The 11473-nt window shown below is 62.5% G+C and carries 11 protein-coding genes; 7 read left to right on the top strand and 4 right to left on the bottom strand.

The window, feature by feature from the left end:
• Positions 1 to 421 precede the first annotated feature (421 nt).
• The 7 genes from AC07VL_RS14830 to AC07VL_RS14800 all read left to right on the top strand — a co-directional run bounded on the left by AC07VL_RS14830 (position 422) and on the right by AC07VL_RS14800 (position 9161).
• The gene (locus AC07VL_RS14830; RefSeq protein WP_494806541.1) at positions 422 to 2047 is read left to right on the top strand and encodes a GMC family oxidoreductase; all 1626 of its coding nucleotides are present in this window, start codon (positions 422 to 424) and stop codon (positions 2045 to 2047) included.
• A gap of 133 nt (positions 2048 to 2180) precedes the next feature.
• Positions 2181 to 2951, top strand: a complete 771-nt coding sequence (locus AC07VL_RS14825) for an ABC transporter ATP-binding protein (protein ID WP_290601928.1) — start codon at positions 2181 to 2183, stop codon at positions 2949 to 2951.
• A complete protein-coding gene (locus AC07VL_RS14820; RefSeq protein ID WP_290601930.1) occupies positions 2951 to 3673 on the top strand; it encodes an ABC transporter ATP-binding protein in 723 nt (240 codons plus the stop codon). The genes AC07VL_RS14825 and AC07VL_RS14820 overlap by 1 nt, the downstream gene beginning before the upstream one ends.
• 72 nt (positions 3674 to 3745) lie before the next feature.
• The gene (locus AC07VL_RS14815; RefSeq protein ID WP_494806540.1) at positions 3746 to 4954 is read left to right on the top strand and encodes an ABC transporter substrate-binding protein; all 1209 of its coding nucleotides are present in this window, start codon (positions 3746 to 3748) and stop codon (positions 4952 to 4954) included.
• A 167-nt stretch (positions 4955 to 5121) separates the two neighbouring features.
• Positions 5122 to 6006, top strand: a complete 885-nt coding sequence (locus tag AC07VL_RS14810; RefSeq protein WP_070288905.1) for a branched-chain amino acid ABC transporter permease — start codon at positions 5122 to 5124, stop codon at positions 6004 to 6006.
• Positions 6007 to 6037: 31 nt separating this feature from the next.
• Positions 6038 to 7018, top strand: a complete 981-nt coding sequence (locus AC07VL_RS14805) for a branched-chain amino acid ABC transporter permease (RefSeq protein ID WP_494806539.1) — start codon at positions 6038 to 6040, stop codon at positions 7016 to 7018.
• A 76-nt stretch (positions 7019 to 7094) separates the two neighbouring features.
• Entirely contained in the window at positions 7095 to 9161 is a 2067-nt protein-coding gene (locus AC07VL_RS14800; RefSeq protein ID WP_494806538.1) for a 3-hydroxybutyrate oligomer hydrolase family protein, read from the top strand.
• A gap of 193 nt (positions 9162 to 9354) precedes the next feature.
• Here AC07VL_RS14800 and AC07VL_RS14795 read toward each other — a convergent pair whose 3' ends face one another.
• From AC07VL_RS14795 to sugE, 4 genes are all read right to left on the bottom strand, one after another.
• Positions 9355 to 10512 carry an iron-containing alcohol dehydrogenase gene (locus tag AC07VL_RS14795; protein WP_494806537.1) on the bottom strand — a complete coding sequence of 386 codons (1158 nt, stop codon included), beginning with the start codon at positions 10510 to 10512 and terminating at the stop codon, positions 9355 to 9357.
• 95 nt (positions 10513 to 10607) lie between these two features.
• A complete protein-coding gene (locus AC07VL_RS14790; RefSeq protein WP_494806536.1) occupies positions 10608 to 10784 on the bottom strand; it encodes a hypothetical protein in 177 nt (58 codons plus the stop codon).
• The gene (locus AC07VL_RS14785) at positions 10781 to 11140 is read right to left on the bottom strand and encodes an NADH-quinone oxidoreductase subunit A (RefSeq protein WP_494806535.1); all 360 of its coding nucleotides are present in this window, start codon (positions 11138 to 11140) and stop codon (positions 10781 to 10783) included. Before AC07VL_RS14785 ends, AC07VL_RS14790 begins: the two co-directional genes overlap by 4 nt.
• 11 nt (positions 11141 to 11151) lie before the next feature.
• Positions 11152 to 11472 carry a quaternary ammonium compound efflux SMR transporter SugE gene (gene sugE, locus AC07VL_RS14780; RefSeq protein ID WP_494806534.1) on the bottom strand — a complete coding sequence of 107 codons (321 nt, stop codon included), beginning with the start codon at positions 11470 to 11472 and terminating at the stop codon, positions 11152 to 11154.
• Position 11473 lies beyond the last annotated feature (1 nt).

The following is an 11473-nucleotide window of genomic DNA, read 5'->3' as shown; positions in this document are numbered from 1 at the left end:
AGAATAATAATAGTAGTTAACGGCGGCAACTTCTGTGGATAAGTCCCGATTTATCCTTGTAAACAATCGCTTGGCGTACGGATAAGCGCTGAGTAAGCGTTGTATGTGCCCGGGATGGTTTTGGGATAAAAAAAAGCTGCTGAAAAAATTTTTCGTTTACTCACATATCGTACCTGTGGATATCCATACGGTTATCCACAGCTTGCAGTCCCTGTGTGGGACGGTTTTTGGCTGCCCAAACTGCCTGTTGCTGCGCGGATCATGGAAGCCTGACGATTAATGTCGCTCTGGGCCGGCACTGGTGGTAATCTCACTGCGGCTCAGCAGCCATGCATGCATGAAGAAAGACAGACTCTGGTAACGGGACGCGGCGGGGAGACACGCTGCGCGACAGCTTGATGGCATACCGAAAGGAGCTTCATTGGAATCGGCAGGCGAATACGACTACATCATCGTGGGCGGCGGCACGGCAGGTTGCGTGCTGGCCAACCGGCTCACGCGCGACAAGGACGCCAACGTTTTACTCGTGGAAGCGGGTGGCAAGGATGACTATGTGTGGATCCACATCCCCGTCGGCTATCTGCATTGCATCGGCAATCCCCGCACGGACTGGCTGTATTCCACGCAGGCGGACGCGGGCCTGGGCGGACGCAGCCTGATGTATCCCCGCGGAAAAGTACTCGGTGGCAGTTCTTCCATCAACGGCATGATCTACATGCGCGGCCAGGCCGGCGATTACGATCACTGGGCCGACCTGACGGACGACGCTTCCTGGCGCTGGGACAAAGTCTTGCCGCTATTTAAGCAAAGCGAAGATTATTACGGCGGCGCCTCGGAAAACCATGGCGTGGGCGGTGAATGGCGCGTGGAAAAACAGCGGCTGTCGTGGGATATTTTGAATGCGTTCCGCGATGCGGCGCAGCAGGTAGGCATCCCGAAAACCAGCGATTTCAATGGCGGCGACAATAGCGGCAGCGCGTATTTCGACGTCAACCAGCGCCGCGGCATCCGCTGGAATACCTCGAAAGCGTTCTTGAAACCGGCGTCGCGGCGGCCGAATCTGACCATCATGACGGGTTGCCACGTGGAACGTCTGCTGCTGGAAACGACGGAATCGGGCCCCCGCTGCACGGGCGTCGTGTTTACGGGCGGCGGCACGCAGTGGCAGGCGACGGCGCGGCGGGAAACCCTGCTGACGGCGGGCGCCATCGGCTCGCCCCAGTTGCTGCAACTGTCCGGTATCGGCCCGGCCGCCTTGCTGCAGCAGCATGGCATCGTTCCCGTGCTCGATGCCGCTGGCGTGGGCGGCAATCTGCAGGACCATCTGCAGCTGCGCATGGTCTTTAAGGTGCAGGGCGTCAAGACCTTGAACGTGATGGCCAGCAATATCGTCGGCAAGATGCAGATCGGCTTGCAGTATGCGCTGTTCCAGAGCGGGCCCATGTCGATGGCGCCGTCGCAGCTGGGGGCGTTTGCCAAGTCCGACCCGCAGCAAGCCACGCCGAACCTGCAATACCACGTGCAGCCCTTGTCGCTCGACAAATTCGGCGAACCCTTGCACGCGTTTCCCGCGTTTACGGCCAGCGTGTGCAATCTGCGCCCGACGTCGCGCGGCCACGTGCAGATCGCCAGCGCCGACAGCTATGCGGCGCCGAAGATCGTGCCCAATTACCTGAGTACCGAGCAGGACCGCGCCGTGGCGGCCGATGCCTTGCGCCTGACGCGGGCCATCGCCGCCGCGCCGGCGCTCAAGCGGTTTGCGCCGCAGGAATACAAGCCTGGCGTGCAATTCCAGAGCCAGGAAGAACTGGCGCAGGCGGCCAGCCAGATCGGCACCACCATCTTCCACCCGGTGGGCACGTGCCGCATGGGCCTGGCCAGCGATCCGTCGAGCGTGGTCGACAGCACCTTGCGCGTGCTCGGCGTGGCGGGTCTGCGCGTCGTCGATGCGTCCATCATGCCGTACATCACGTCGGGCAACACCAACTCGCCGACCCTGATGATTGCGGAAAAAGCGGCGCAAATGATACACGCGGCCTGGAAATAAGCGGCGAAAAGCGCGAGTTTGCGCCATTCGGCATGGCCAAAAATCCCCGTAGTTATACTGTATTGTGCGTTAAATTTAAGTTGTGTATTATAAAAATGACTAAGTAGTACAAAAAGTACAACTAGGAGACACGATGTCAAACGTAATCTTGGAAACAAGAAATTTGACCAAGGAATTCAAGGGTTTCACCGCTGTCAGCGAGGTGAACCTGAAGGTAGAGCGGGGCCATATCCACGCCTTGATCGGTCCGAATGGCGCCGGCAAGACTACGTGTTTCAACCTGCTTACCAAATTCCTGGTTCCCACCGCCGGACAGATCCTGTTCAATGGCAAAGACATCACGGCCGCCAAGCCGGCCCAGATCGCCCGCATGGGCGTGATCCGTTCCTTCCAGATTTCCGCCGTCTTCCCCCATTTATCCGTGCTGCAGAATGTGCGCATCGGCTTGCAGCGCCAGCTGGGCACCTCGTTTCACTTCTGGAAAAGTGAACGTTCATTGAGCCAGCTCAACGACCGCGCCATGGCCTTGCTGGCCGAGGTCGACTTGACGGAGTTCGCCGACACCATCACGGTCGACATGCCCTACGGGCGCAAGCGGGCGCTGGAAATTGCCACCACCCTGGCGATGGAACCGGAAATGATGCTGCTCGACGAACCGACGCAGGGCATGGGCCACGAAGACGTGCACCGCGTGACGGAACTGATCAAGAAGGTCTCGGCCGGGCGCACCATCCTGATGGTGGAACACAATATGAACGTGGTCTCCGGCATCTGCGACAAGATTTCCGTCCTGCAGCGCGGCGCCATGCTGGCCGAAGGCAGCTACGCGGAAGTGTCGCGCAATCCGCAAGTGATGGAAGCGTACATGGGCACGACCCACGCGGAACTGGAAGGGGCACATTGATGACCGCTAGCAACAAGGCACCGGCGCTGGAAATTGCACAACTGCATACCTGGTATGGTGAATCGCACATCCTGCACGACGTGAACCTGAAAGTGGAGCAGGGCGAGGTGGTGACTTTGCTGGGCCGCAACGGCGCCGGCCGCACGACGACCTTGCGCGCCATCATGGGACTGACGGGCGCCCGCACGGGGTCCATCAAGGTCAACGGCGCCGAAGCGATCGGTTTGGCCACGCACAAGATCGCCCACCTGGGCATCGGGTATTGTCCCGAAGAGCGCGGCATTTTTTCCTCGCTGTCGACGGAGGAAAACCTGCTGCTGCCGCCGACCCTGGCCAGCGGCGAGAAGGGCATGTCGGTCGAGGAAATCTATGCCATGTTCCCCAACCTGCAGGAGCGCCGCCACAGCCAGGGCACGCGCCTGTCGGGCGGCGAACAGCAGATGCTGGCCGTGGCGCGCATCCTGCGCACGGGCGCGCGCCTGCTGCTGCTCGACGAGATTTCCGAAGGCCTGGCGCCCGTCATCGTGCAGGGCCTGGCGCGCATGATCACCACCCTGAAAGCGAAGGGCTACACCATCGTCATGGTGGAACAGAATTTCCGGTTTGCCGCGCCGCTGGCGGACCGGTTTTATGTGATGGAGCACGGTCAGATCGTCGAGACTTTTGCTGCATCCGAACTGGAGGCCAAGATGCCGGTCCTGACCGAGCTGCTCGGCGTGTAGTCCCAGTCCGTTTTACCCGTCATCGTCCAGCAATCGACTGAATAGCAAACAATAATCCCCAACGGAGACACTATGAAACGTAACGCTATCGCCATTGCCACCGCCACTCTTTGCGCCCTGGGCTTGTCCTGCGCCGCGCACGCCCAGGTATCGGGCGACACCATCAAGATCGGCTTTATTTCCGACATGTCCGGCGTGTATTCCGACGTCGACGGCCTCGGTGGCGCCGAAGCCATCAAGATGGCGATCGCCGATGCCGGCGTGGTCATCGCCGGCAAGAAAGTGGAATTCATTTCCGCCGACCACCAGAACAAGGCCGACATCGCCGCCTCGAAGGCGCGCGAATGGTTCGACCAGCAGGGCGTCGACATGCTGATCGGCGGCACCAATTCCGGCGCCAGCCTGGCCATGGCCAAGGTGGCGGCGGAAAAGAAAAAAATCTTCATCGCCATCGGTGCCGGCTCCTCGCGCCTGACGAATGAAGAGTGCACGCCCTACACCGTGCATTACGCCTATGACACGGTGGCGTTGGCGCGCGGCACGGGCGGCACCATCGTCAAGCAGGGCGGCAAGAACTGGTATTTCATGACGGCCGACTATGCGTTCGGCCATTCGCTGGAAAAAGACACGGCCGAAGTCGTCAAGGCGGCCGGCGGCAAGGTGCTGGGCAGCGTCAAGCATCCGCTGGGCGCCTCGGACTTCTCGTCCTTCCTGCTGCAGGCACAGGCGGCCAAACCGCAAATTCTCGGCCTGGCCAATGCGGGCGGCGATGCCATCAACAGCATCAAGGCGGCCAACGAGTTCGGCCTGACAAAATCCATGAAGCTGGCCGGCTTGCTGATCTTTATCAACGACATCCATTCGCTGGGCCTGAACCTGACGCAGGGCATGTACCTGACCGATGGCTGGTACTGGGACTTGAATCCGGAAACGCGCGCCTGGTCGAAGCGTTACTTCGACAAGATGAAGAAGGAACCGTCGATGCTGCAGGCGGCCGATTATTCGGCGGCGGCCAATTACCTGAAGGCCGTCAAGGCGGTGGGCTCGGACGACACCGAGAAGGTCATGGCCTACCTGAAAAAGACCAAGATCAACGACATGTTCACCAAGAACGGCGAAGTGCGTCCCGACGGCCGCATGGTGCACGATATGTACCTGATGGAAGTGAAGAAGCCGTCCGAGTCCAAGTATCCGTGGGATTACTACAAGGTGGTGGCCACCGTGCCCGGCGCGCAGGCGTACGTGACGAAGGCTGAGTCGAAGTGTTCGCTGTGGAAGTAACGCTGTAGCAAACCTTGCGGATTGCCCGCCGCGCGCGGGCAGTCTGTTTTCCTGCGCGCCACCTGCCGGTGCGCGGGGTGAGCCTTGCGCCGCCGCGCCCGTCTGCGGTGGCGTGTTTCCCTTGATGCCACACCGTCGTCCGGCGGTGCTTTTTATACTGTGATGCCATGGAAATTTTCGGCGTTCCATTACAAGCGATGATGAGCCAGCTGCTGCTGGGCCTCGTCAACGGCTCGTTCTATGCCATGTTGTCCCTCGGTCTGGCCGTCATCTTCGGCTTGCTTAACGTCATTAATTTCTCGCACGGCGCCATGTACATGATGGGCGCCTTCCTGGCCTGGATGGGCCTCAGCTATTTCGACATCAATTACTGGGCCATGCTGGTCATCGCCCCCATTCTCGTGGGCCTGGTCGGCATCCTCATCGAAAAGACCATGCTGCGCTGGCTGTATAAACTCGACCACCTGTATGGCTTGCTGCTGACCTTTGGCATCACCCTGATCATGGAAGGCGTGTTCCGCTCCTTCTATGGCGTCTCGGGCCAGCCGTATGCCGTGCCCGAAGCGCTGGCCGGCGCCACGGACCTGGGCTTCATGATCCTGCCGAACTATCGCGCCTGGGTCGTCATCGCTTCGCTCTCCGTCTGCCTAGCCACCTGGTTCGTCATCGAGAAAACCAAATTAGGAGCCTACCTGCGGGCCGGCACGGAAAACCCGAAACTGGTGGAAGCGTTCGGCATCAACGTGCCCCTGATGGTCACGCTGACCTTCGGCTTCGGCGTGGCGCTGGCGGGGTTTGCCGGCGTGCTGGCCGCGCCTATCATCCAGGTCTCGCCGCTGATGGGCTCGAACCTGATCATCGTCGTCTTCGCCGTCGTGGTGATCGGCGGCATGGGCTCCATCATGGGTTCCATCCTCACGGGCCTGGGCCTGGGCGTGATCGAGGGCCTGACCCGCGTGTTCTACCCGGAAGGCTCGGCCACCGTGGTCTTCGTGGTGATGGTCATCGTGCTGCTGCTGCGTCCCGCCGGCCTGTTCGGCAAAGAAAAGTAATCCTCATCAGTCATGTATTGGAGCTACCACGATGAATAAGAATGTAGGCTACGCCATTGCCCTGCTGCTGGCACTGGCGGCCCCGTTTTACGGCTATCCCGTCTTCCTGATGAAGTTGCTGTGCTTTGCCCTGTTTGCCTGCGCCTTCAATTTGCTGATCGGCTACACGGGCCTGCTGTCCTTCGGCCATGCGGCGTTTTTCGGCGGCGCCGGCTATGTCACCGGCTACGCGCTGCGCACGTGGGGCTGGCCGACGGAACTGGGCTTGCTGGCCGGCGTCGCCACGGGAGCGCTCCTGGGCCTGGTGATGGGCGGCCTGGCCATCCGCCGCCAGGGTATCTACTTTACGATGATCACCCTGGCGCTGGCGCAGATGGTGTATTTCCTGGCCTTGCGCCTGCCGTTCACGGGCGGTGAGGATGGCTTGCAGGGTGTTCCACGTGGAACCTTGCTGGGCACCATCAACCTGGGCAACGACACGGTGCTGTACTACGTCGTGCTGGCCATCTTCATCGCCGGCTTCGCCCTGATCGTGCGCACCATCCACTCGCCGTTCGGCCAGGTCCTCAAGGCCATCAAGGAAAACGAGCCGCGCGCCATTTCGCTGGGCTACGACGTCAACAAGTACAAGCTGATGGCCATCGTGCTGTCCGCGTCGCTCGCCGCCCTGGCCGGCGCCACCAAGACCCTGGTGCTGGGCTTTGAGACCTTGACCGACGTGTATTGGGGCATGTCGGGCCTGGTCGTGCTGATGACACTGGTGGGCGGCATGGGCACCCTGGCCGGTCCCATCCTCGGCGCCGTGCTCATCATTGCCCTGGAAAACAAGCTGGGCGATTTTGGCACTTACCTGGCCACGCACACGGGCGTCGAGTGGTTCGGCACCCTGGGCGAATCGGTGGGCATGGTCACGGGCGTCATCTTCGTCATCTGCGTGCTGCTGTTCCGGCGCGGCATCGTCGGCGAGGCCATCGCGCGCTTCGGCGGCAGGGCCGCCAAGGCCGCTGTCTGATTTTCCAGCAACGCCGGACGGATCGTCCGGCGTTTTTCATTGTGCGTCCACTGTGTCCTCAACGGAGAGAACCACCATGCAAACGACGATCATGCGCGCGGCCAACGGCACGGGCCTGTGCACCTTGCTGCTGCTGGCCGGCTGCGGCAGCAACCATGCGCCGGAAGAGCTGAACCAGCTGCCCAGCTACCTGGGCACCATCTCGCGGGCCGACTACGACGGCAAGAGCAATGACCTGCTGACGGCCGGCCTGGGCAAGACGGGGCTGGCGGGCGCTACGCCCGTGTATGCGAATGGGGAACAGCCGACGCCGGCCGAACTGCGCCGCAACGCCATCCACGCCAATTACCGCGCCGTGCTCGATATCGCCGCCAACAGCGGCTACGGCACCCTGTACGGCCCCAACGTGGATGCGGCCGGCAACGTGGGCACGGGGGAGGGCCTGATTGCCGGCAGCGAATATATCGCCTATGCGGACGATGGCACGGGCAAGAAGAATGTCACCTTGATGGTGCAGGTGCCGGCCAGCTTCGACCCGGACCGCGCCTGTATCGTCACGGGCACGTCGAGCGGTTCGCGCGGCATCTACGGCGCCATCGGCAGCTCCGGCGAGTGGGGGTTGAAGAAGGGCTGCGCCGTGGCATATGCGGACAAGGGTTCCGGCACGGGCCTGTATGTGTTCGAGGATGACAGCGTCAACCTGCAGAACGGCGTGCGCGCGGGCAGGGTGGCCGCGGGCAAGAACGCGCTCTTCGCGCCGGACTTGAACGACGCCGACCGCCTGGCCTGGGCCGCTGCCTACCCGAACCGCGTCGCCTTCAAGCACGCGCACTCGCAGCAGAATCCGGAGAAGGACTGGGGCAAGGTTACCTTGCAGGCCGTCGAGATGGCGTATTACGTGTTGAACGAGCGCTACGGTGTGCTGGCCCGCGACGGCAGTTCGCGCATCGTGCGCCTGACGCCGAAGAACACCATCACGATCGCTTCGAGCATTTCCAACGGTGCCGGCTCGGCCTTGCTGGCGGCGGAACAGGATACGAAGGGCTTGATCAGCGGCGTGGCCGCCAGCGAGCCGCAAATACAGCCCCAGCCATCGAACGCGTACACCGTGCGCCAGGGTGGGGTGGCGGTGAACGCGCCGGGGCGCGCCCTGTTCGACTATGCCACGTATGCCGCCCTGTACCAGCCCTGCATCGCTTCCGTGGCTGGCAATGCGGGACGCTGCACGGCGCTGGCCGCCAAAGGTTTGCTGGGCGGCGCCGACCTGGCATCGCAGCAGGCCGATGCGAAGCAGCGCCTGCAGGCTTACGGCTGGCTGCTAGACTCCGATCCGCTGCAGGCGGCGCATGCGGGCACGAACATCCTCGTGGCCGTCACGTATGCCTATGCCTACGGGAAATTCTCCGTGACGGACAAGGTGTGCGGCTTTACCTTTGCGCAGACGGATGGCAGCGGCAATCCGGTCGCCTTCACCTCGGCGCAGAAGGCGGCCAGCTTTGCCGCGCAAAACGGCATCGTTGGCAATGTGCTGTATGAGGACAGTGTTGGTGGCGCCAGGGTGTACACGGCGGGCGTGTCGCCGTCGACCAGCTTGGCGGACCAGTCGCTCGACGGCTTCCTGTGCCTGCGCAGCCTGGCGACGGGACAGGATGCCGTCAATGGCGCCGGCCTGCGCGGCACGCTGGCCACGCAAAGCGCGCGCGTGCGCGCCGGCATGGCCGAGGTGCAGGCGAGCGCCAAACTCAATGGCAAGCCAGCCATCCTCGTGCACGGCCGCAGCGATACCTTGATTCCCGTCAATCATGCTTCGCGTGCCTACCTGGGCCTGAATGCTGCCGTGGAAGGCGCGAACAGCAAGCTGCGCTATATCGAGGTGACGCACGCCAACCACTTCGATTCCTTCAGCAGTGCCTTGCCGACCCTGATCGTGCCCTTGCACGTGTACCTGAACCGGGCGCTCGATGCCATGTATGCGCACCTGACAGCCAAGCAGGCGCTGCCGCCATCGCAGGTGGTGCGCACGGTAACGCGGGCCGATGCCTCGACCCTGATCACGAATGTCAACGTGCCGGCCATCGCGGCGGCGCCGGCGGCCGGCAATGTGATCAGCGTGGCGGGCACGGTGGTGGATATCCCCAACTAAGTAAGCCCCAATGAATGATGGTGATTTCAGACTTGCATCACCGGCGTTCTATGGCGTTGCCCACTGCTAGCAGCGGGCGCCTGGCATAGCATCCGGTTCTGTTCGTCATAACTTCCCAATAATTTGCTGAGGATTACCGGCAACTGGGCCGTTGCAGGAAAGCCACGCGGTGCACGTGGCTTTTTTTACGTCCTTACAAGGCGGCCGCGTAAATGGCGCGGGCGTCGAGGCGCGTGAGCGGGCGGGGATTGTTGCCCAGCAGGCGAGTCTGCAGCATGGCTTCGTCGGCCAGGCGGTCCAGGTCGCCGGCCGCGATGCCTACTTCGCGCAGGGTGCGCGCGATGCCCGTGGCGTGCGCCAGATCCTGCATGGCGGCGATCAGGGCGTGCGCCCGTGCCTCGTCGCTGCCCGTGATGCCGGGCTGGAGCAGGGTGCCCAGCTGCGCATACAGGGTCGCCGCATGGGACAGGTTGAAGCGCAGCACGTGCGGCAGCACCAGCGCATTCGACAGGCCGTGTGGCACGTGGAACAGGCCGCCGATGGGATAGGCGAGGGCGTGCACGGCGGCCACGGGAGCATTGGAAAAGGCCTGGCCGGCCAGCATGGCACCCAGCAGCATCGCTTCGCGCGCGGCCAGGTTCTGGCCATCGCGACACGCCGTTAGGAGGTGCGCATGCAGCAGCGACAGCGCCTGTCTTGCCAGCATGTCGGACAGGGGATTTTTCAGCAAGCGGCTGGTGTACGCTTCGATCGCATGCACCATGGCATCGATGCCGGTGGCAGCCGTGATGGCGGGCGGCAAGCCCAGGGTCAGGCTGGCATCGAGAATGGCCAGGTCCGCGTACAGCTGCGGTGCCACCACGCCCATCTTGGTCGTGGCGCCCGTGGTGACGATGGCGATATTCGTCACTTCGGAACCCGTGCCCGCCGTGGTCGGTAATTGCACCAGGGGCAGGCGCTGACCGTGGGCATTGCCGATACCGTACAGTTGCGTCAGTTCCTGCCGGCCCGGCGCCAGCACGGCGATCAACTTGGCCACGTCGAGCGAGCTGCCGCCGCCCAGGCCGATAATCAGTTCCACGTGAAACATCTGCGCCTGGCGCACGCCGGCCAGCACGATGGCTTCGGGGGGATCGGCTTGCACATCGGAAAAGACGTGGACCTCGATCCCTGCTGCCTGCAGGCTGCGCAAGGGAGCCTCGGCCAGGCCCGTGCGTAAAAAACCCGCATCGGTGACGAGCAGGGCACGGCGCACGGCGGGGAAGTGGTGGCCGATGTGCGTACCCAACTGGGCGGCGGCACCTGCCTCGACGATCACGTGCGGCACGGTGCGGAACTGGAAGGCGGACATGCATGCTCCTGGAAGTAAGGCCAGCAGCAAGCTTACTCCGCTTTCCGGTGACACGCAGGTTTCACGTGGAACGTATCGACTGGCCGGTGCAAGCGTCAGCCAGCGTGCCGCAGGCCATGGAGCAGCAACGCCAGGCTTGCCACGAGGGACACGCCGGCCGTGCCGGCCAGCACGCGGAAGGTGGAAGCATGCTGCCGCTTGGGGTATTCCCGCCTGGCGGCACAGGCCAGGGCCACCCCCATCAGCAGGTTCAGGAACAGGAGCTTGTTCATTCCCAGTCCAGCGCGCCGCGTTTCCATTCATACGCCAGCCCGATGGTCAGGAGGCCCAGGAAGCCCATGACGGCGCAGAAGCCGGGCAGTCCCAACGCGTTCACATTTGCCGCCCACGGCATCAGGAAGATGACTTCGATATCGAAGAGGATGAACAGGATGGCGACCAGGTAGAAGCGGATGTCGAATTTCATGCGCGCATCGCCAAAGGCCTCGAAGCCGCATTCATATTGGGACAGTTTCTGCGGGTCGGGTTTGTGTGGGCCCAGCACGCGTCCCAGCAGCATGGGCACGATGCCGACCAGGATGCCGATCAGGATGAACAGTAGCACGGGAAAGTAGCTTTCGAGGAACATGGTGCTACTCCTCAGTGGCTGGAAGACAATTTCATCAGCACGATGCCGCTGACGATGAGGATGGCGGCACACACGCGCATGGCGTTGAGCTGCTCGCCGAGAAAGACGACGCCGACGATGAAGGCGCCGACGGCGCCGATGCCCGTCCAGATGGTGTACGCCGTGCCCAGGGGCAGGGTACGCATGGCCAGCGACAGCAAGCCGAAGCTGGCGATCATCATGACCACGGTAACGACAGAGGGGGTGAGGCGGGTGAAACCCTCGGAGAGTTTCATCGAGTATGCCCACACGACTTCCAGCATGCCGGCAATGAGTAAGAGTATCCAGGCCATG

The sequence above is a fragment of the Janthinobacterium sp. GW821-FHT03C08 genome, from assembly GCF_059420905.1.
This window is presented reverse-complemented; position numbering and strand designations above follow the sequence as displayed.